We start from the raw sequence: 20,150 nt of genomic DNA on the forward strand, positions 1-20,150 counted from the left end.
CGAACCCTAGGATGCGAACAGAAACGAATCAATGATGCTGTCGGACTTTGTGTGATCCTGCGGGGTTGACGCGCCCTGTGGTTCCGCCCCTGTAGTTCCGCTGGTTCCGCTTACGCCGCCGTCTCGACCTCCGTGAGGTCGCTCTGCCGCTCTTCGAACTGCGTCCGGTACAGCTCGGCATAGCGGCCCCCGGCCGCCAGCAACTCCTCGTGGGTGCCGCGTTCGACGATCCGGCCGGCCTCGACCACCAGGATCTGGTCCGCCGCCCGCACGGTGGACAGCCGGTGGGCGATCACGACCGCGGTCCTGCCCTGCAGCGCCTCGGTGAGCGCCTCCTGGACGGCGGCCTCGGAGGTGTTGTCCAGGTGGGCGGTGGCCTCGTCGAGGATGACGACACGCTGGCGGGCCAGCAGCAGCCGGGCGATGGTCATGCGCTGGCGTTCGCCGCCGGAGAGCCGGTAACCCCGCTCGCCGACCACGGTGTCCAGGCCGTCGGGCAGGGACCGTACGAGGGCGTCGAGGCGGGAGCGGCGCAGGGCGTCCCAGATGTCGGCCTCGGTGGCGGCGGGGCGGGCGAGCAGCAGGTTGGCACGGACGGTGTCGTGGAAGAGGTGGCCGTCCTGGGTGACCATGCCGAGGGTGGAGCGCAGGGACTCGGCGCTCAGGTCACGGACGTCGACGCCGCCGAGGCGTACGGCGCCCTCGTCCACGTCGTACAGCCGCGGCAGCAGCTGGGCGATGGTCGACTTGCCCGCGCCGGAGGAGCCGACCAGGGCGACCGTCTGCCCGGGTTCGGCGCGGAAGGAGATGCCGTGCAGCACGTCGGCGCCACCGCGCGTGTCGAGGGTCGCCACCTCTTCCAGGGAGGCGAGGGAGACCTTGTCGGCGGACGGGTAGCCGAAGCGGACGTTGTCGAACTCCACCGACACCGGACCGTCGGGGACCTTCTTCGCGTCCGGCTTTTCCTCGATCAGCGGCTTGAGGTCGAGCACCTCGAAGACGCGCTCGAAGCTGACGAGGGCGCTCATGACCTCGACGCGGGCGCCGGCGAGCGCGGTGAGCGGGGCGTACATGCGGGTCAGGAGCAGGGCCAGCGAGACGACGGCGCCCGGCTCCAGGGTGCCGCGCAGGGCGAACCAGCCGCCGAGGCCGTAGACCAGGGCGAGGGCCAGGGCGGACACCAGGGTGAGCGCGGTGATGAACATCGACTGGGCGGTGGCCGTCCGCACCCCGATGTCGGCCACCCGCCTGGCCCTGCTCGCGAACTCCCGCGACTCCTCCTCCGGGCGCCCGAAGAGCTTGACCAGCGTGGCGCCGGGCGCCGAGAAGCGCTCGGTCATCCGGGTGCCCATCGCCGCGTTGAGGGCGGCCGCCTCCCGCTGCATGTGGGCCATGCGGTGGCCCATGCGTCGGGCCGGGATCACGAACACCGGGAGCAGGACGAGGGCGAGCAGGGTGATCTGCCAGGACAGGGTGAGCATCACGGCGAGGGTGAGCAGTAGCGTGACGAGGTTGCTGACCACTCCGGAGAGCGTGTTGCTGAAGGCGCGCTGGGCGCCGATCACGTCGTTGTTGAGACGGGAGACGAGTGCTCCCGTACGAGTGCGTGTGAAGAACGCCACCGGCATGCGCTGCACATGATCGAACACAGCCGCCCGCAGATCGAGGATGAGCCCCTCGCCGAGCGTCGCCGACAGGCGCCTGGCGAAGATCCCGAGCGCCGCCTCCGCCACCGCGATCAGGGCGATCAGCAGGGCCAGACGGACGACCCTGCTTTCTTCGCCGCCCGTCACGATCGCGTCGACGACACGACCGGCCAGGACGGGCGTCGCGACGGCGAGCAGTGCGGTCGCCATCCCGAGCACGACGAAGAGCGCGATCCTACGGCGGTGCGGGCGGGCGAAGGCGCCGATGCGGCGCAGCGTGGCCCGGGCAAAAGGGCGGCGCTCTTGCTGGGCGTTCATGACGCCGTACAGCTGTGTCCAGGCTGTGGTCTCCATACTCATAAGCAGGAACCTAGAACCTCAAGCGGTGTTGAGGTCAATATCGGCGGCTTCGCGCAGACCGGCAGCCGTCCGCAGCCGGTCCGTAAGACGCCGTCTTCGCTCCCGCAACCCGGCGTTGTCGCAGCGCGGAGAGCCTCTGCGAATGTGACAGCCGTACGACTCCCCGCGGGACGCCTGCTCGGACGTTTCCCGCTCCGCCAGCTGCTGTGCCTGCTCCCCCTCGTCCTCATCGTCGTGGTCGCGGTGGAGCACCGGTCCGTGCTCGCCGAGGGCATCGGCCATCTGGCGACGGCCAAGTGGCCGTGGCTGCTCGCCGCGGCCTGCGCCACCTGCCTGACCTGGGTCGCGGCGGCGGTGACCCGGCAGGGTGCGGTGATCGACCGGCTGCCCAGGCTCCGGCTGCTCGTCACCCAGTTCGCGGCGGGCTCGGCCAACCATCTGCTGCCCACCGGCCTGGGCGCGAGCGCGGTCAACCTGCGCTTCATGACGGTGTGCGGGCTGCCGCTCGCCCGCTCCTCGGCCGCGCTGGCGCTGTATCTGCTCGCGGAGAGCGTGGCCCGCGTCGGTCTGCTGGCCGCGCTGTTGGTCGCCTTCCCGGACGCGCTGCGGCTCGGCCCGCTCCTCCCGGAGGGGGCGTGGGGCCCGCTGTTGCTCGTCATCGGCGCGGTGGCCGTCGTGGCCGTGGCCGTCTTCGCACTCGTACGCCGGCTGCGCACCGCCGTGCTCGCTTTCCTGCGCACCGCGCTGGGCGAGGCACGCTCGGTGCACACCCGCCCGTCCCGGGCGCTGGCCCTGTGGGGCGGTTCGCTCGCCTTCCCCACCCTGCAGGCGACCGGCCTGGTCCTGGTCGGGCTCGCCCTGGGGCTGGACGTGCCGCCCACGCACATGGCCCTCGCCTATCTGGCGGCGACCGTCGCCGTCGCCCTGGTGCCCACGCCCGGCGGGGTCGGCTCGGTCGAGGCCGCGCTGGTCGTGGCGCTGGTGGCGGCGGGCGGCCCGGTGGCGGTGGCGACGGCGGTGGTGCTGGCCTACCGGATCATCACGGTGTGGCTGCCGCTGGTGCCTGGGGCGTTGACGCTGGGGGCGCTGGTGCGGTGGAAGGTGATCTGAGGGCTGGGGTGAGGGCGGCACCTGCTGCGCGGGCGCCGATCTCGAGGCGCTCGCCGGCGCCCCCGGAAACGGCTGGTGTGACGCTCACGGCCGTGTGACGGTCCCGCCCGGCGATTCGATGGCGTCGCCCGGCCGCTCGCCACCCGCGAGCCACTCCGCCACGGAAACCGCCGCCCGCGTGCCCGCGCGGGCGGCCGTCTTCGCGCGCTCGCCGGGGTGTGGCAAGCCGCCCACGGCGAACACGCCGGACGGCGAGGTGCGCAGGTCCGCGTCGGCGGCGGGGCCGCGCGTGACGGTGTTCAGGGTCAGGTCGCCGCGCTGGGCGAGCTCGTACGCCTGCTCGTGGTGGACGCCGATGCGGTGGTCCTCGTGCGGCGAGTTCGGCTCTATGCGGGGGTGGACGGCGGTGAAGCCGGTGCCGGTGACGCCGCGTTCGGGGCAGACGACGAGGGCCTTGGTGCCGCAGGTCCGCTGGTCCGCTGGTCGATCGCGAGCACCGGACCTGTCATGGCGCCTCTCCCCCGTCGGCTCTTTCGACCGCCTCGGCGATCACCCGCGCCAGCCTGCCGCCGGGGTGCGCGGGCGGCGAGCGGCGCTCTGCGTACCCAGGTCGCGCGCGGCAAGTGCCCCTCTGCCCACAGGCTGTCGGCGGAGAATGCCCGAAACCGTGCCAAGCCGCCGTCCGGCCACCGATCCTGGTACGAACACCCGTGCCCGATACGGCAGGATGAGCCCTCGTGCCGTCCTCGGGGGACGGGTGGCCGGCACGACGGCACATCGCGGAAATCGAGCAGGTGACAACGTGACGAGACTTCACATCCGGCCGTCGGCGAAGGGGTTCGCCGCAGTATTCCTCCCCGGAGGTGACCGGTGACGCGAGCGCTCACTGTGGACGACCTGGTCATCGCCGGGATCACGCTGGCGGCGGGGCTGCTCGCGGCCTTCCTGCTGCGCATGCTGCTGCGCTGGCTCGGCAAGCACGCCGACCGCACCCGCTGGAGCGGCGACGACCTCATCGTGGACACGCTGCGGACCGTGGTGCCGTGGGCGGCGTTCCTCGGCGGCGCGGCCTCCGCCGGCGCGGCGCTGCCGCTGACCCGGACGGTCCAGCACAACGTCAATCAGATCCTGACGGTGCTGCTCATCTTCGTCGTGACGCTGGCGGTGGCCCGCGGGGTCGCCGGGCTGATGCGGACGGTCACCCAGTCCCGCCCCGGCGTCGCCGGCTCGGCCACGATCTTCGTCAACATCACCCGGGTCCTGATCCTGGCCATCGGCTTCCTGGTGGTGCTGCAGACCCTGGGCATCTCCATAGCGCCCCTGCTCACCGCCCTGGGCGTCGGCGGTCTGGCGGTCGCACTCGCCCTGCAGGACACGCTCGCCAACCTCTTCGCGGGCATCCACATCCTCGCCTCCAAGACCGTCCAGCCCGGCGACTACATCCGGCTGAGCAGCGGCGAGGAGGGCTACGTCGAGGACATCAACTGGCGCCAGACGACGGTCCGCAACCTCTCCAACAACCTGGTCGTCATCCCCAACGGGGAGCTCGCGAAGACGAACATGACCAACTTCATGCGTCCCGAGGAGGAGTTGACGATCCTGGTCCAGGTCGGCGTCGCCTACGACAGCGACCTGGACCACGTGGAGCGGGTGACGAACGAGGTCATCGGCGAGGTGATGACCGAGGTCGAGGGCGCCGTCCCGGACCACGAGCCGATCATCCGCTTCCACACCTTCGGCGACTCCCGGATCGGCTTCACGGTCATCCTGGGTGTCGGTGAGTTCAGTGACCAGTACCGGATCAAGCACGAGTTCATCAAGCGCCTGCACAAGCGCTACCGCGCGGAGGGCATCCGCATCCCGGCGCCCACGCGGACGGTGGCGATCCAGCAGGGCACGGTGGCGATTCCGCAGCAGCGCGGCCCCGAAGAGGCGGACGAGATGGCCTCCGTCCGCCTCGACTGAGGAACCACTGAGGAACCGGGGTCCCTACAGGGTGGCCGAGTTCTCGTGGTGAACGGCGCCCTTGCGGCGGCGCGGCGCGGCGAGCGACGGGTTCACCGGGGTGACCGTCCAGTCCGGGTGCCCCGGCATCCGCGGCGTCCGGGTGCCGTACAGCCAGTCCCGAAGGAAACCGGACAGATCCTGACCGGTGACCTCCGAGGCGACGGCTATGTAATCCTCCGTGGAGGCCGAGGAGTTGCGGTACCGGGCGAGGAAGGCGCGCTCCAGGGCGTTGAAGGCCTGCTCGCCGACGAGGTTGCGCAGTGCGTACAGGACGAGGACACCGCCCAGGTAGCGCTGGCCCTCGAACAGGTTCACCGCGTTCGGCGCCGCGACCGGACCCCAGTCGTGGCGCCACTGGTCGCCCTGCGCGTAGGTGTGCTTCATCCGGGCTTCCAGGGTGGTCATGCCCAGGGAGTCCGGCCAGCCGCGTTCGTAGCGGTAGAGCAGCCCGTAGAAGTCGGCGTGGCCCTCGTTCAGCCAGAGGTCGGCCCAGGTGGCGGGGCTGACGCTGTTGCCGAAGTAGGAGTGGACCAGCTCGTGCATCATGTGCGAGCCGATCTTCTGCTCCTCCTGGAGCAGGTACTTCGGCCGGTAGATGGTGAGCGTCTGGGTCTCCAGGCCGGTGAACGCGAAGGGCACGTCGAGATCGGTGTTGCAGGGCAGCAGCCCGTACGTCTCGAAGGGGTACGCCCCGAGCCGTGCCTCCAGCCAGGTCACCAGGGCCGGGGTCAGCGCGAGCGCCGGTTCCAGAGCCTCGGCGCGGGCTACGGGGACGACGTCCCTGAGCGGAAGACCATGCGGGCCCTGCCGCTCCTTGATCACATAGTCGCCGACCGTGATCTGCACGAGCTCCGTGGCGATGGGCTCGCGGGAGCGGTACGTGTACGCCGTACGGCCGTCCGGCCGGCTCTCGGTGCGCACGAGCCGGCCTGTCGCCACCGCGCGCAGGCCGCTCGGGACGGTGAGACGGAAGGAGAAGTCCGCCTTGTCGCTCGGGTGGTCGTTGCAGGGGAAGACAGTGTGCGCCGACTTCGGCTGGCAGAACGCCGCGAACCCGTCCAGCGTGTCGACCCAGCCGGTGTGGGGCAGGGCACGGCGCGGATCCGCCGCGTACTCGACGCACACGGTGACCGCGCACTTGGCGGGCAGGGTCCGGGCGGGCGTTATGCGCAGCTTCTCGTCCACCTGCTCGAAGGTCGCCGTACGGCCGCCGATGCGGACGGAGCGGATGTCGAGGCCGAGGGCGTCGAGGGAGAAACGGGTCAGGGCCTGGGTGGTGCGGATCTTCAGGGTCGCGGTGGCGTCGACCAGCCGGGTGGTGGCGTCGTAGGAGAAGTCGAGGTGGTAGGCGGCGACACGGTAGCCGTCGTTGCCGAGGTCCGGAAAGACCGGGTCGCCGAGGGTCTCGGGGCCCGGGGTTCCCTCGGTCCCGGCGGCCGACGTCCCCGTGTGCGTCGGTGCGGCGTGGGCGGAGGGGGTGGCGGTCAGGGCCGCCGCGGTTCCGATGAGGGCGGCCGCGGGGGCCGTCACTCTGCTGCGATATCTCATGGTCCGCTTTCGCTGGGGCGGCCGGGTGGTCAGGACCGGCCGCCGGATCGGTGATCTCCCTACATGACTGTGGGAGCGGCTGATCCGGTTGCACGGAGGCGGTGCATCCGTTTACGCCGATGCCGAGATCGCGGCACGCATCCCGCACCGGTGTGCGGACCGCTGTCGAGTACGGGTCGATCACGAGATATCTTGATGTCGAGCAATGTTGCAGACGTGGAGCGGAGCACCCGGTGACTGACTCGACCATCATCTATACGCACACTGACGAGGCCCCGGCCCTGGCGACGTATTCCTTCCTGCCGGTGGTCCAGGCGTACGCCTCGCAGGCGGGTGTCGCCGTGGAGACGCGTGACATCTCGCTGGCCGGCCGCATCATCGCGGTGTTCCCGGAGTACCTGACCGAGGACCAGCGCATCCCGGACGCCCTCGCCGAGCTCGGTGAGCTCGCGAAGACGCCCGCGGCCAACATCATCAAGCTGCCGAACATCTCGGCGTCGATCCCGCAGCTCAAGGCTGCCATCGCCGAGCTGCAGAGCCAGGGCTACGCGCTGCCGAACTACCCGGACGACCCGAAGACCGACGAGGAGCGGGAGATCCAGGCCCGCTACGACAAGGTCAAGGGCTCCGCGGTGAACCCGGTCCTGCGTGAGGGCAACTCCGACCGACGCGCCCCCGCCTCGGTCAAGAACTACGCCAAGACCCACCCGCACCGCATGGGCGCCTGGACCCCCGAGTCCAAGACGAACGTGGCGACCATGGGCCAGAACGACTTCCGCTCCACCGAGAAGTCGGTCGTGATCTCCGAGGCCGGCGCGCTGAAGATCGAGCACGTCGCCGAGGACGGCACCACCACCGTCCTGCGCGAGTCCGTACCGGTCCTCGCCGGTGAGGTCGTCGACGCCTCCGTGATGCGCGTCGCCGCGCTGCGCGAGTTCCTGACCGCGCAGGTGGCCAGGGCCAAGGCCGAGGGCGTCCTGTTCTCCGTGCACCTCAAGGCCACGATGATGAAGGTCTCCGACCCGATCGTCTTCGGCCACGTCGTGCGCGCCTTCTTCCCGAAGACCTTCGCGAAGTACGGCGAGGTCCTCGCCGGCGCCGGTCTGTCCCCGAACGACGGTCTGGGCGGCATCCTCAAGGGCCTGGACGCGCTGCCGAACGGCGCCGAGATCAAGGCGTCCTTCGACGCGGAGATCGCCGAGGGCCCGGAGCTGGCCATGGTCGACTCCGACAAGGGCATCACCAACCTGCACGTGCCGTCCGACGTGATCGTCGACGCCTCGATGCCGGCCATGATCCGCACCTCCGGCCACATGTGGGGGCCGGACGGCCAGGAGGCCGACACCCTCGCGGTGCTCCCGGACTCCTCGTACGCCGGCGTCTACCAGGCTGTGCTCGACGACTGCCGTGCCAACGGCGCCTACGACCCGTCGACCATGGGCTCGGTCCCGAACGTCGGCCTGATGGCACAGAAGGCCGAGGAGTACGGCTCCCACGACAAGACCTTCGAGATCAAGGCCGCCGGCACGGTCCGCCTGGTCGACCAGGCCGGCAACGTGCTCATCGAGCAGCCGGTCGCCGAGGGTGACATCTTCCGCGCCTGCCAGACCAAGGACGCGCCGATCAAGGACTGGGTGAAGCTGGCCGTCACCCGCGCCCGCGCCACCGGCGACCCGGCCGTCTTCTGGCTGGACGAGACCCGCGCCCACGACGCCAACCTGATCGCCAAGGTCAACGCGTACCTGCCTGAGCACGACACCGAGGGCCTGGACATCCGTATCCTCGCCCCGGTCGAGGCCACCAAGCTGTCGGTGGAGCGCATCCGCCGCGGCGAGAACACGATCTCGGTGACGGGCAACGTCCTGCGTGACTACCTGACCGACCTGTTCCCGATCCTGGAGCTGGGCACCAGCGCCAAGATGCTGTCGGTCGTCCCGCTGATGGCGGGCGGCGGCCTGTTCGAGACGGGCGCCGGCGGCTCCGCGCCGAAGCACGTGCAGCAGCTGGTCAAGGAGAACTACCTGCGCTGGGACTCCCTCGGTGAGTTCTTCGCGCTGGTGCCGTCCCTGGAGCAGTACGCGACGGCCACCAGCAACCCGAAGGCCAAGGTCCTCGCCGACACCCTCGACCGCGCCACGGCGACCTTCCTCAACGAGGACAAGTCCCCGACCCGTCGCGTCGGCGGCATCGACAACCGCGGCAGCCACTTCTACCTGTCCCTGTACTGGGCGCAGGAGCTGGCGGCGCAGACCGACGACGCGGACCTGGCCAAGGCCTTCGCCCCGCTCGCCGAGACGCTCACCGCGAACGAGCAGAAGATCGTCGAGGAGCTGAACGCCGTCCAGGGCAGCCCGGCCGAGATCGGCGGCTACTACCAGCCCGACCCGGCCAAGGCCGCCGCGGTCATGCGCCCGTCGGCCACCTGGAACGCGGCGCTCGCGTCCCTGAGCTGACACGGGTGCCCTGACGGGGACCGAGAGGCCTGACAGGGCCGCTCGCCCCGTCCCGGCCCGTCCGCCCCGGCCGGCGCATCGCGCCCGTCCGGGGCGGAGCCATGTCCGGCGGCTACCGCGGCCGTACGAGCTCCAGCGTCGGCCGGCGTGCGAGGTCCTCGATCTCCTGGCCGACCGCCGCGGTCACGGCCTTCGTGAACGGCTGCCCCGGCCGTGCCGGATCGCGCCGCCACGCACGCCCTCGACGACGGCCCGCTCACCGGCCTCCCCCATGTCCGCCGGCTCCACCTGGCGCTCCGGGCTCCGCGCACGGGCGATGCCCAGGGGACGGCGGGCGTGTCGGGGTAGCCCCGCTCGGCCAGGTCCCACAGCCGCTGCGCCTCGCGGGAGGGCAGCGGCCCGAGACGGCGAGCCGGTCGAGAAGGTCCCGGCGGCAGGCGTCGTTCATGCCGACCCACTTGCGGTGACACTCCCGCCAGGAGGACGGCGTTCCCCGTTCTGGCCACTCGGCCGTCTCGGCGCGGTACAGCGCGAGGTCCTCACCGGGCCGGATCATCGCCTCCCACTCCAGCAGCGTCCGCTCGGCGAGGGCGGCGGTCAGGTCGGCCCGGGAGTACCCCGAGGAGCCGAGCCGGCTCCACGCCACGAGGCCGGCATGGGGCGCGACGGCCGGCGGTGGGGTCGATCCGCGGCAGGGTCAGTCGTCGTACGGGATCCCGGAGCCCGCTCGGCAGGCGCCGTCGAGCAGTTGTGCGTGCACGGGGATGCGGCGGGCGTCGGTACGGGAGAGCTCGTGCACGAGCACCTGCGTCACCAGTCCCGGGTGGCGATCAGTTCCTCCACGTCCGCGTCCGCGAAGCCATAGGCCTGTGCCACGAACCAGAAGTCCTCGGCCATCTCCTCACGGGCCACGGTCTCGATGTCGAAGTCGTCGTCCTGGAGGTCGTTGAACTCGTCGGTGGCCGCCTGGGTCAGGATGTACAGCGCGGCCAGGTCGGCGGGGCGCTCCGCCTCGATGCGCTCGCACAGGCGCAGCAGGATCTCCTTGCCCCGGTCCACCGCGTGGTCGGGGTAATAGCCGTCCGCGTAGAGCCCCTTGAGGAACGGATGTGCCGTCACCTGCTGGTTGCCGATGTTCATGCTGTGATGGTGCACCACGCCACTGACAACGCCCCGGGAGCAGCCGTCATGACCTCCGCCGTGCCGTCGTTCGAGTTGCTCCCCGGGGCCGAGGGATCGCCGGTGATCCTGCATGTGCCGCATTCGGCGCGGGAGATACCGCCCGAAGTGCGGGCGGACATCGTGCTGGACGACGCCGCGCTGGAGCGGGAGTCGGACCACATCGTCGACGCGCACACCGCGGAGCTCGCTCAGCGGGCGGCCGGGGCGTCGGAGGTCACGCCGTGGCGGTTCGTCAACCGGCTCTCGCGGCTGGTCGTCGATCCGGAGCGGTTCCCGGACGAGCGGGAGGAGATGCTGGCGGTGGGGATGGGCGCCGTCTACACCCGGACCACGCATCTGGCGGATCTACGGCCCACCGACACGGACCCCGAGCCCCTCGTCGAACGGTACTTCCGGCCGTACGCGAAGGCCATGACGGACGCGGTGGCCGATCGCCTCGCCGTCACCGGCCGTGCCGTGATCATCGACGTCCACTCCTACCCGACCGTCCGGCTTCCCTACGAGCTGCACGGCGAGGGCCCGCGCCCGCCGGTGTGCCTGGGCACCGACTCCTTCCACACGCCGCCCGAACTGCTCGCGGCGGCCCGGGAGTCGTTCGCCCCGTGCGGGGAGATTGGGCTCGACAGTCCCTTCAGCGGTACTTACGTCCCGCTGGAGTTCTACGGCGCGGAGCCCCGGATCACCGCCCTGATGATCGAGATCCGCCGGGACACGTACATGACGGAGCCGGGTGGTCCGGCCGGTCCCGGACTCACCCGGCTCGCGCAGGCGCTGGCGGCGCTGGTGGACGCCGTCTCCCGCTGACGCGGTGGGTCAGGCCCGCAGCCACTCCGTGACCACGACCTCCCCGCCCGTCCGCAGCCGCAGGGCGAAGGGGCCGCTCGGCGGTGCGTCGCTGGTGAAGCGGCCCATGTCGTCGGCCACGACCGGGGTGGCCGACTGCGGGCCGCCGAGCACCTCGATCCGCGCCTGCTGCGGCGGCAGCACCTGCCCCAGCAGCCCCTGCGCGCCCACCTCCACGTCCACGGTCACCTCGCCGGCGCGGAAGGTCAGCATCCTCGGCGTGTCCGTCGCTCCCCTGACCGGAATGGCGTCCACCACCGAGTCGAACGTCAACTCGGCGATACGGGCGTCGAGATCGTGCAGCGCGAAGGCCTCGACGGCGATCTGCCGCAGCTGGGCCGGCACGGGGTCCAGGATGGTGGCGGCCTGCCGGAGCTCCTCCTCCAGCAGCTCGACGTCGAACTCGTCGTCGCCCAGGGGCCGTTCGCCGAGGGGATCTTCGCCCGTCACTTCGTCGTGCATGTCGTCGTTCACAGCGCTCCCCGTGCGTCGAGTCGGGCCCGAAGGCGGCGCAGGCAGCGCTGGCGCAATGGCCCGATGCTGCCCACGGCGATGCCCAGTGCGGCGGACACCTCCTGGTAGCTGGGTGGCGGCGAGGCCATCAGCACGCGCAGCAACTGGCGGCAGCGGTCGCCGAGTTCCTCGAACTCCTGCCACATCCAGCGGATGCGTTCGGTCTCGGCGGCCGCCTCCTCGGAGTCCAGGACGGACTGTTCGGGCGTACGGTCCTCGCTGACCCGGTCGAGCAGCTGCGGATCGCTCGTCACGGTCAGTCGCCTCAAGCTCTTGAGCACCTTCAGACTCTCGTGCCGTGCGGTGCTCGCGAGCCACGATCCGGCCTTCTCGGGCTCCCGGATGCGCCCCAGGTGCTGGGCGAAGCGGAACCAGACGGTCTGGTACACCTCATGGGCGTCGGCGTCGCCCAGCCGGTGCGCGCGCACGACGGACCACACCAGTGGGCTCAGCCCTTCCACGAGCGCCTTCCAGGCCGCCGCGTCACCGTCGACGGCGGACTGGACCAAGGCACCGACATCTGCACGGTCCACAGCCCCACCCCTCGTGTACGGCAAGTCATCGTACGCCGCGGAGGGGACGGTTCCGACCCTCATGAGCGAGGAGCCGGCGGTGTGACGGAGACAGGGCGCCAGGTCGGGGGCCGAAGTGCGGGCACATGCGCCCCCCGCACCTCCGCGAACCCGGAGTTCGCCGCGAGCATCTTGTAGCGGGCGACACGCGGGTCGCGCTCCTGCTGCGCCGTCATGTGGGCGGCGATCATGCCGGCGACGAGGGGCGTGGCGAACGAGGTGCCGCTCCAGTGCGCGAGCCCCTCGAACATCACCTGGTCGGGCTTGGCGGTGCCGTCCTGCTCGCTCAACGCGCCGGTGTGGCGCGGGGACTGGCAGGTGCAGGAGTAACCGAAGCCGTACCGGCAGGCGTCGTAGCTGGAGTGCTGGTACACGTACGGCACGGGCGTGTCGAAGCCGGTGAGGACGCTGGTGAGCCGCTCGCCGGGCGCGTACACCTTCACCCAGCCACCGTGGTTGCTGAAGCAGGCGCCGAACTCGCCGTCCTGGCGCAGCGCTCCGACGGACAGCACGACGTCCTGGTAGTCGGGCTGGTCGGCGTAGGCGGCGGGCCAGAAGGGCGTGGCACTGCCGTTGTTGCCGGCCGCGGCGACCAGCAGGGTGCGCTGTCCGCGCAGCTCCTGCATGAACGCCTCGATGCCGAGCAGGCCGTCGGTGCGGCCGTTGGCGGTGCCGGCGGAGAGGCTGAGGATGTCGGGCCAGCCGCCCGCGTCGACGGCCTCGAAGAGCTTCTCGCCGAACTCGGACTCCAGGATGGCGCCCGCGTCGTGGAGGGTGTTGCGGACCGTGACGTCCGTGTTGGGCGCGACGGCGGCGACGAGCCCGGCGATGAAGGTGCCGTGGCCGACGTACTGCTGGAGGATGCCCTGGCCGTCGCACTCCTGGACCTGGGCGTCGCCCTCGGTGTGGGCCAGCAGCGGGAAGGAGCGGTAGTCGTGCATGAGGCCGGTGTCGATGACGAGGACGCCGACGGCGGTGCCCGGGTCGTGGACGCCCTCGGCCGCCGCGGGGTTGGTGCCGTCGGCGAGCGGGGCGGGCGCGGGTTCGTCTCCGGGGCAGGAGTTGACACCCGGCGTGATCCCCACGAGGTGGTTTCGGCTGACGAGGCGCCGGCCGGTGCGTCCCTCCGTCTCGCGCAGGGCGCGCAGGGCGTGCGCGACGGTGGGGTCCCCGCTGCGGTCGCCCTCGCCGGGGTCGCCGACCCGGATGCGGGTGATGCCCGAGCGGTTGGTCTGCGGGCTCACGCGGCGCACGTGGTCCTGCACCAGATCCGGGTCCGCGGTGAAGTGCGCCCGCACGGTGTCCTCGACGACACGGGCGTCCTCGCCGTCGCGGACCAGCACATAACCCTTCTCATAGATGAACTCGCCGGAGTCGTCCGGTCCCATCGCGAGGGGGACGTCGGGCATGGAGCGCTGGATCTGTTCGAACTGCTCGTGGAATCGCTGTGGTGCCATGGCGGGTCCTCCCCCTGAGGCGACGTTCGTCAGTCAGAGTCGTGCGGTCGCCGATTGATACAGCGCCAACCGGTGTGGCACGGTTCCGTGGCAACTACCATCCGTGGAGTGACAGCGGGAAGCGACTCGGTTCTCGAACTGCTGCCGATGGTGTTCGCCGCCCCGAACGACGCGCTGGCGAGGGCGGAAGGGGTGCTCGACGCCGATCCGTCGCCGTGGCACGCCTCCGTCGCCCATCAGGTGATCGGCATCTGGCAGCGGGACTGGGGCGACATGCGCATCGCCCTGTATCACCTGCGGCGTGCCCGGGACCTCGCGGCACGCGCGGAGTCGGCCGACCGGGAGGCGGACGCCCTGGCCGCGCTCGGCGTCGCGTTGGTGCACGCGGGGCGCACGCAGCAGGGGCTGGCCGCGCTGGAGCGCGGGGTCGCGCGCGGCAGCGGACACACCCGCGCGCGCGTGCTGTTCCGCCGGGCCTACGCCCACTGGGTCCTGGGCCATCACCGGGAGGCGCTGGAGGACGTACGCAAGGCGATACCCGTGCTGCGGCAGGCGGAGGACGTCATCTGGACGGCGCGGGCGCTGACCCTGCGGGCGACCGTGCATCTGGCGCTCGGCGCGATGGACCGTGCGGATGCCGACTTCACGGCGGCCGAGGCGCTGTGGGACACCACGGGCCAGGAGCACGACAAGGCCGACGCCGTGGAGAGCCGGGGACTGGCCGCGTTCCGGTCGGGGGACATCCCGGCGGCGCTGCGGCTGCTCGACGAGGCCGAGGAGCGGTACGCCAAGCTCGGCACACCGACCTTCATGCTGAACATCCGGCGCTGCGAGGTGCTGATGGCCGCCGGGCTGGCCCCGGAGGCGCTGGCCGAGGCGGACGCGGCGATCGCCGTACTCGACGGGATCGGCGGCCAGTCCACCCGCAAGGCCGAGCTGCTGCTGGCGGCCGCGCGTGCCGCCCGGCTGGCGGACGACGCGCACACGGCGATCGCGCGTGCCGACATGGCCGTACGGCTGTTCGCGGGGCAGCGGCGCTTGTGGTGGGAGACGCACGCCCGGCTGGTGCTGATCGAGGCGCGGGTCGCCGCGGGGCGCAGTTCCGGCCGACTGGTGGCCGACACGGCGGCGGTCGCCGACCGACTGGCCTCCTTCGGCGCGCCGGCCGCGCCGGAGGCCTCGCTGCTCGCGGGCCGCATCGCGCTCTCCCTGGGCTGGCGGGCCGACGCCGAGCGGCATCTGACGGTCGCCGCCCGCAGCAGGCGCAGCGGGCCGCCGCTGGCGCGGATGACGGGCTGGGCGGCACAGGCGTTGCGGGCGCGGGCGGCCGGGTCGGGGCGCGGCGTTCTGGAGGCCTGCCGCCGCGGCCTGGACGTGCTCGACGCCCACCGGATGACGCTGGGCGCCTCCGAGCTCAGGGCCCGCGCCACCGCGCAGGGAGCCGAGCTCGCCGCGCTCGCCCAGCAGGCCAGCCTCGACTCCGGCAGCCCGCGCCGGCTGCTGGTGTGGAGCGAGCGCTGGCGGGCCACCGCGCTGTCGACGCCGCCGACCCGGCCACCCGCCGACCCGGAGCTGCAGAGCGACCTGACCGCGTTCCGGGAGATCGCGGCGCGCGCCGAGGAAGCCCGCGGTGAGGCGCGTCCCGTTCCGGTGCTGGAGCGTGAACAGCGGCGCCTGGAGCGGGAGATACGTGCCCGCACCCTGCACATGCGCGGCGACACGCCCGGCGACGGCCACCGCTTCGACCCGGGCCGGCTGCTTCAGCGGCTGGGCGACGACGTACGGCTGGTCGAACTCGCCGTGCTGGACGGGCGGGTTCAGGTGCTGCTGTGCGGGCAGGGCCGGGTGCGCCGGTACGAGGCGGGGCTGCTGGCCGAGGCGGAGACGGAGGCCGAGCACGTCCAGGCCGGGCTGCGGCGGCTGGCCCACCCGGGTGCGGAGGGGCGGCTGCCGGTGGTGGAGGCCGCGGGGCGGCGGCTGGAGGAGCTGCTGCTCGGTCCGGCCGCGGCGCATCTGGGCGACGGCCCGGTCGTGGTGGTACCGCCGGCCCGGCTGCACCGGGTGCCGTGGGCGTTGCTGCCGTCGCTGCGGGAGCGGGTGCTCAGCGTGTCGCCGTCGGCGAGCGGCTGGCTGCGCGCCCGGGAGACCGAGCCGCCGCCGGGCGGCCGCCATGTGCTGGTGCGGGGGCCGGGGTTGGCGACGGGTGGCGCGGAGGTGCCCCATCTGGCCTGCCGGTACGGTGGTGCGGTCGTCCTGGAGCACGCCGACGCGCGCGTGCCGCGCGTACTGGAGGAACTCGACGGCGCCGCGCTGGCTCATATCGCCGCCCACGGCACGTTCCGCACGGACAGTCCCCTGTTCTCGTCGCTGCGGATGGCCGACGGGCCGCTCATCGTGCATGACTTCGAGCGCCTGGACCGCAGCCCCTACCGGATCATCCTCTCCTGCTGCGACACCGCCCGCTTCGCCTCCGTCGGCGCCGACGAGCTGCTCGGCCTGGTCACCGCGCTGCTGCCGCTGGGCACGGCGGGGGTGGTGGCGTGCACGGCACCCGTCAACGACGCCGCGGTGGTGCCGCTGATGCTCGCCCTACACAAGGGACTGAGCGACGGGCTCTCCCTGGCGGAGGCGCTGCGCGACGCCCGGGCGGCACTGCCGGGTGACGCACTGCACCAGGCGACGGGGTGGGCGTTCTCGGCGTTCGGGGCGGCGTGACGCTCCGCTGGTTGGGCCGTGATGGGGAGTGCCGCTGTGTGTCGGTGGTCGTCTGCGGGTTCATTGTGGCTGGTCGCGCCCCGCGCGGCGGAGCCGCATATGGACCAGCCCCGCGCCCCTTTGGGGCGCGGCCGTGGCCCGGCGCCGAGGGAGCACCCTTCTTCGCCGTCGCTCACGCCGGTTGTTCCACCAGCCACGGCAAGGCTCCCCGGTCGCCGGCGCCGAGGCGGGCGTAGGCGCCGTAGAGGTGGTTGCCGACCGTGCGGACGGACAAGGTGAGTTTCTCGGCGATCTGCCGGTTGCTCAGTCCCGTGGCCGCCAGGGTGACGATCTGCCGTTGCCTGGCGGTCAGTTCGCCCAGGACGAGCCCGGACAGTGCCGGGGTACGAGCGCCCTGGCAACGGCGGGCCAGGGCGACGGCACGCGTGCGTGCGGTGCGGGCGGCGCGCGGGTCGCGGTGGGCGCGTACGGCCTGGGCGTGCGCCTCGGCCGCGAACAGCAGGAAGCCGCGCTGCTCCAGCTCCTCGGCCACCTGGTCGAGCGCGGGGCCGTCGCCGCGGGTGAGCGCGTCGGCGTGCGCGGCGAAGACCCCGGTCAGGCGGCCCGCGGCACGCTCCGGGACGCCGAGGCGGACGGCGTCGTACGCATCGCCGGTGAGCGCCTCGACCACCCCGTCGGGGTCGCCCCCGCCGGCTGTTGCCGGCCGGGTGACCGCCCCACCCCCGTGGGAGCGGCCACCCAGGATCTTGTGCGCGGCCGGGACATCGCCCGACTGCGCTGCGGCGAAGGCGAGTTCAAGACGGCAGGACGGATCGCCGGCACCGTCCCGCAGCCCCTCCCGCGCCCACGCCGCGGCCTCGCGCAGCTCCCCACGCAGCCGCGCGAACCGGGCGCGTACGGCCGCGTACCCGCCCGGCACCGGCGCGCCCTCCGCGACCAGCCACTCCCCCACGGGCGTCGGCGTCGCCCCTACGTCCGCCCGCTCGATGCGGCGGGTCAGCGCGGCCCGCTCGGCGTCGAGGGCGGGGCCGCACTGCTCCGGCGTACGGGACAGCCGCCTCGCCCGCAGCCTGCCGGCCGCGGCCCGCAGCACCGGGCCGTGCAGGGGGTGGGCGAGGCGGACCGCGCCCTGGTCGTCGACGTGGACCAGGGAGTCGGCCTCGAGGTGTTCCAGGGCACGTAGGGGGAGTTCGTCCAGGTGCAGGGGCAACGGCTCGGCGAAGGCGAGGCGTTCGAGGGCCGCGCGCTCTTCGGGGCAGGTGCGGTCGAGGACGTGTGCCGTGCGTTCCCGTACGGTCGCGGTGAGCGGCACCGGGCCGCGCCACGCCCACTCGTCCGAGTCCGCGACGCGGCCGAGCAGCCCGCGTTCGCGTACCGCGCCCACCAGGTCCCGCAGCAACCGCAGGTCCCCCTGGCACAGGCGGTGCAGCCGGTTCACGGTGAGCGGCTCCGGGCGGCCGCCGCCGACTCCGCCCGCCAGCAGCTCAGCCGTCTCCTCGCGGGGCAGTGGCTCCAGGGTGAGACGAGGCAGGAGCTCGCCGGTCCACAGCCGGGAGATCGCGCCCGGAGCGGGGGCACCGTCGGTGGTGACGACCAGGAGACGGGTGCGTCCGTGCACGGCCAGCTGGTGGACGAGGGCGGCCGAGGCGTCGTCGAGCAGGTGCGCGTCGTCGACCAGGAGCAGCCGTACGCCGGACAGGTGCTGGAAAGCGCCGTGCAGGGAGGCCGTCTCGGGCACGAGGTGCGCGAACGCGGCGAAGCGGATCCGGCGGGTCTCGGGGGTGCCGGCCACCTTGGCGCAGTCGGTGCCGCGCACGGCCTCGGTGACGAGCCGGGTCTTGCCGTAGCCCGCCGGGCCCGTGATCACGATGCCGTGCCGACCGGCGGTCAGGGCCCCGCGGACCAGGTCGAGTTCGTTCTCCCGTCCGGTGAACGGCCAGGGCAGTTCCAGGGTTTTCGCGTCCCGTTCGAAGGTCATCACGGCAATAGGAGCGCGGTGACTCACCTTTGATACACAGGGACTTGAGTAGCCCTCGACTCAAGCGCCCGCGGCGGGCCGACGGCAACCTGTTCGGCATGACCGCCCGCTACTGCTCCCTCGCGCAAGCGTCGGCGCCCGCCTTCGCACCGGGGCTGGCCGCCGAGCGGCTCAGTGCGCTCATCAGCGGGCGCCGGATGTGGGTCAACGGCACCGTGCTGCACTACTACTTCTTCGACCGGGACTCCGACGGATCCGTGATCCCCGACCCGGCGACCGGCAGGGCCCAGCGCGTGTCGTGGGTCGGCGGCAAGGAGCAGCAGGACGTCGTGCGCGAGTGCTTCCAGGAGTGGCAGGGCCTCGGCATCGGGCTGTCGTTCGTGGAGGTGCGCGACCGGTCGGAGGCCGAGCTGCGGATCGGGTTCCAGCTGGGCGACGGCTCCTGGTCGAACGTAGGCAAGGACGCGCTCCAGGTGGGCCTCAACGACCGCACGATGAACTTCGGCTGGGACCTGACCGCGCCCGGGGAGCGCGGGACGGCCCTGCACGAGATCGGGCACGCGCTCGGCATGCTGCACGAGCACCAGAGCCCGTTCGCCGGCATCCACTGGGACGACGAGGCCGTGATCGCCGATCTGGCGGGCCCGCCGAACTTCTGGAGCCGGGACAAGACGGTCTTCAACATCCTGCGCAAGCTCGATCCGCAGGAGGCCAACGGCTCCGTCTGGGACCCGCACTCGATCATGGAGTATCCCTTCTCGGCCGGGCTGATCCTGGAGCCGGAGCAGTTCCGTGCCGGCCTCAACCCGCCGGGCGTGCTGTCCCGGACCGACAAGGAGTTCGTCCGCCGCTGGTACCCGCCGGCCGAGACGCCGGGGCCGCAGGAGCTGGTGCCGTTTTGCTCGGTACCGCTGCGGCTCGGGCCGGCCGAGCAGGCCGACTTCGTCGTCGAGCCGCCGGAGACCCGCGAGTACACCGTGAGCACCTTCGGCGACAGCGACACCGTCGTGGTGCTCTTCGAGGAACGGGGCGGCGAGCCCCGCTACCTCACGGCCCGGGACGACGGCGGCACACCGCACAACGCCACCGTCAAGGCCCGCCTCGTCAAGGGCCGCCGCTATTTCGTCCGTGTACGTCTTTATGCCAACTGGGGTTCGGGGGAGACAGCGGTCATGTGCTGGTGACAGCACGGATTCGCTGACGCGCACTGACGCGACAAGTCCACAGTCCGGCGCCGGGGGAAGCGGCCGGGCGTACGCCGCCTTCGGGGGAGGGCGACGTGCGCCCGGCCGCGCCGACGTTCCCGACCGGTGGTCGCGCCGGCTACAGCTCCCGTGTGAAGACCACCATCGGCCGACCGGGACCGTCGTAGTCCTCCTCCACGCGCGCGTGGAAGCCGAGGCTGCGATGGAAGGCGATGGAGCCCTTGTTGCCGACCGAGGTGATCGCCTTCAGGCGGACCGCTCCCTGCCCCCGGGCCGCGTCGGCGAACTCCCTGTAGAGGCGCCGCCCCAGGCCGGTGCCGCGGGTGTCGTCCCGGGTGGCGATGAGGTGGACGTATCCGGTGTGGTCGGGGGTGACGAAGCCGATGACGTATCCGCGGATGCCGTCGTCGGCCCGTGCGACGAGACATGTGGCGCCGAACTCCCTTACCAGCACCGGCTGATGGAGCGCGCGCAGGTCGCGCTCGCCCCAGTAGCGGGCGTGGTCCTTCAGCACCTGGTGGAGGTCCGTGACATCGGCGGGGACGATCTCGAACGGCATAG

At 72.2% G+C, this 20,150-nt stretch carries 14 protein-coding genes; 6 read left to right on the top strand and 8 right to left on the bottom strand.

Translation table 11 applies throughout. The annotated features are described in order from the left end of the window. Positions 1 to 110 precede the first annotated feature (110 nt). A complete protein-coding gene (locus tag ACTMVF_RS15430) occupies positions 111 to 2,000 on the bottom strand; it encodes an ABC transporter ATP-binding protein (RefSeq protein WP_441271766.1) in 1,890 nt (629 codons plus the stop codon). A gap of 150 nt (positions 2,001 to 2,150) precedes the next feature. Here ACTMVF_RS15430 and ACTMVF_RS15435 point away from each other — a divergent pair, with 150 nt between their 5' ends. Together ACTMVF_RS15435 and ACTMVF_RS15440 are read left to right on the top strand one after the other, a co-directional pair. Further along, positions 2,151 to 3,116, top strand: a complete 966-nt coding sequence (locus ACTMVF_RS15435; protein WP_441271586.1) for a lysylphosphatidylglycerol synthase transmembrane domain-containing protein — start codon at positions 2,151 to 2,153, stop codon at positions 3,114 to 3,116. Between the two features lie 870 nt (positions 3,117 to 3,986). Further along, complete coding sequence (locus ACTMVF_RS15440) at positions 3,987 to 5,081, top strand: mechanosensitive ion channel family protein (RefSeq protein WP_441271587.1); 1,095 nt, start codon at positions 3,987 to 3,989, stop codon at positions 5,079 to 5,081. 24 nt (positions 5,082 to 5,105) lie between these two features. Here the strand turns inward: ACTMVF_RS15440 and ACTMVF_RS15445 are convergent, their stop codons facing one another. Then, positions 5,106 to 6,671: a M1 family metallopeptidase gene (locus ACTMVF_RS15445; protein WP_441271588.1), complete on the bottom strand. Its 1,566-nt coding sequence runs from the start codon at positions 6,669 to 6,671 to the stop codon at positions 5,106 to 5,108. A 233-nt stretch (positions 6,672 to 6,904) separates the two neighbouring features. Between ACTMVF_RS15445 and ACTMVF_RS15450 the strand changes: the two genes are divergently transcribed. Continuing rightward, entirely contained in the window at positions 6,905 to 9,124 is a 2,220-nt protein-coding gene (locus ACTMVF_RS15450) for an NADP-dependent isocitrate dehydrogenase (protein WP_441271589.1), read from the top strand. An 810-nt stretch (positions 9,125 to 9,934) separates the two neighbouring features. On the opposite strand, the gene ACTMVF_RS15455 is transcribed toward ACTMVF_RS15450, so the two are convergent. Then, positions 9,935 to 10,264: a DUF5713 family protein gene (locus tag ACTMVF_RS15455; RefSeq protein ID WP_441271590.1), complete on the bottom strand. Its 330-nt coding sequence runs from the start codon at positions 10,262 to 10,264 to the stop codon at positions 9,935 to 9,937. Between the two features lie 48 nt (positions 10,265 to 10,312). Between ACTMVF_RS15455 and ACTMVF_RS15460 the strand changes: the two genes are divergently transcribed. Then, positions 10,313 to 11,110 carry an N-formylglutamate amidohydrolase gene (locus ACTMVF_RS15460; RefSeq protein ID WP_441271591.1) on the top strand — a complete coding sequence of 266 codons (798 nt, stop codon included), beginning with the start codon at positions 10,313 to 10,315 and terminating at the stop codon, positions 11,108 to 11,110. A 9-nt stretch (positions 11,111 to 11,119) separates the two neighbouring features. Here the strand turns inward: ACTMVF_RS15460 and ACTMVF_RS15465 are convergent, their stop codons facing one another. Genes ACTMVF_RS15465 through ACTMVF_RS15475 form a run of 3 tightly spaced genes read right to left on the bottom strand, consistent with a single transcriptional unit; the run spans position 11,120 to position 13,691 of the window. Next, complete coding sequence (locus ACTMVF_RS15465) at positions 11,120 to 11,611, bottom strand: hypothetical protein (RefSeq protein WP_441271767.1); 492 nt, start codon at positions 11,609 to 11,611, stop codon at positions 11,120 to 11,122. Between the two features lie 8 nt (positions 11,612 to 11,619). Beyond that, on the bottom strand, positions 11,620 to 12,195 hold the full coding sequence (locus ACTMVF_RS15470; RefSeq protein WP_441271592.1) for an RNA polymerase sigma factor: 576 nt from the start codon (positions 12,193 to 12,195) through the stop codon (positions 11,620 to 11,622). 59 nt (positions 12,196 to 12,254) lie between these two features. Next, positions 12,255 to 13,691: a S8/S53 family peptidase gene (locus tag ACTMVF_RS15475; protein ID WP_441271593.1), complete on the bottom strand. Its 1,437-nt coding sequence runs from the start codon at positions 13,689 to 13,691 to the stop codon at positions 12,255 to 12,257. Positions 13,692 to 13,838: 147 nt separating this feature from the next. On the opposite strand from ACTMVF_RS15475, the gene ACTMVF_RS15480 reads away from it, so the two are divergent. Next, positions 13,839 to 16,406 (top strand): CHAT domain-containing protein, encoded by a 2,568-nt coding sequence (locus ACTMVF_RS15480; RefSeq protein WP_441271768.1) that lies wholly within the window; start codon positions 13,839 to 13,841, stop codon positions 16,404 to 16,406. A gap of 172 nt (positions 16,407 to 16,578) precedes the next feature. Here the strand turns inward: ACTMVF_RS15480 and ACTMVF_RS15485 are convergent, their stop codons facing one another. Beyond that, positions 16,579 to 18,384, bottom strand: a complete 1,806-nt coding sequence (locus ACTMVF_RS15485; protein WP_441271594.1) for a LuxR family transcriptional regulator AbsR2 — start codon at positions 18,382 to 18,384, stop codon at positions 16,579 to 16,581. 98 nt (positions 18,385 to 18,482) lie between these two features. Here ACTMVF_RS15485 and absR1 point away from each other — a divergent pair, with 98 nt between their 5' ends. After that, complete coding sequence (absR1, locus tag ACTMVF_RS15490; RefSeq protein WP_441271769.1) at positions 18,483 to 19,568, top strand: beta-glucuronidase AbsR1; 1,086 nt, start codon at positions 18,483 to 18,485, stop codon at positions 19,566 to 19,568. 139 nt (positions 19,569 to 19,707) lie between these two features. Here the strand turns inward: absR1 and ACTMVF_RS15495 are convergent, their stop codons facing one another. Beyond that, the gene (locus ACTMVF_RS15495; RefSeq protein WP_441271595.1) at positions 19,708 to 20,148 is read right to left on the bottom strand and encodes an N-acetyltransferase family protein; all 441 of its coding nucleotides are present in this window, start codon (positions 20,146 to 20,148) and stop codon (positions 19,708 to 19,710) included. Between the last annotated feature and the right edge of the window lie 2 nt (positions 20,149 to 20,150).

Origin of the sequence: Streptomyces sp. SD31 (assembly GCF_052068475.1) — a bacterium.
Lineage (GTDB): Bacteria > Actinomycetota > Actinomycetes > Streptomycetales > Streptomycetaceae > Streptomyces.

What these genes read in the sequence shown, in the direction of transcription:
- absR1 (WP_441271769.1), top strand. Translation starts at nt 18,483, where the DNA reads ATGACCGCCCGCTACTGCTCCCTCGCGCAAGCGTCGGCGCCCGCCTTC.
- ACTMVF_RS15445 (WP_441271588.1), bottom strand. Translation starts at nt 6,671, where the DNA reads ATGAGATATCGCAGCAGAGTGACGGCCCCCGCGGCCGCCCTCATCGGA.
- ACTMVF_RS15495 (WP_441271595.1), bottom strand. Translation starts at nt 20,148, where the DNA reads ATGCCGTTCGAGATCGTCCCCGCCGATGTCACGGACCTCCACCAGGTG.
- ACTMVF_RS15460 (WP_441271591.1), top strand. Translation starts at nt 10,313, where the DNA reads ATGACCTCCGCCGTGCCGTCGTTCGAGTTGCTCCCCGGGGCCGAGGGA.
- ACTMVF_RS15480 (WP_441271768.1), top strand. Translation starts at nt 13,839, where the DNA reads ATGGTGTTCGCCGCCCCGAACGACGCGCTGGCGAGGGCGGAAGGGGTG.
- ACTMVF_RS15485 (WP_441271594.1), bottom strand. Translation starts at nt 18,384, where the DNA reads ATGACCTTCGAACGGGACGCGAAAACCCTGGAACTGCCCTGGCCGTTC.
- ACTMVF_RS15430 (WP_441271766.1), bottom strand. Translation starts at nt 2,000, where the DNA reads ATGGAGACCACAGCCTGGACACAGCTGTACGGCGTCATGAACGCCCAG.
- ACTMVF_RS15475 (WP_441271593.1), bottom strand. Translation starts at nt 13,691, where the DNA reads ATGGCACCACAGCGATTCCACGAGCAGTTCGAACAGATCCAGCGCTCC.
- ACTMVF_RS15465 (WP_441271767.1), bottom strand. Translation starts at nt 11,611, where the DNA reads ATGCACGACGAAGTGACGGGCGAAGATCCCCTCGGCGAACGGCCCCTG.
- ACTMVF_RS15455 (WP_441271590.1), bottom strand. Translation starts at nt 10,264, where the DNA reads ATGAACATCGGCAACCAGCAGGTGACGGCACATCCGTTCCTCAAGGGG.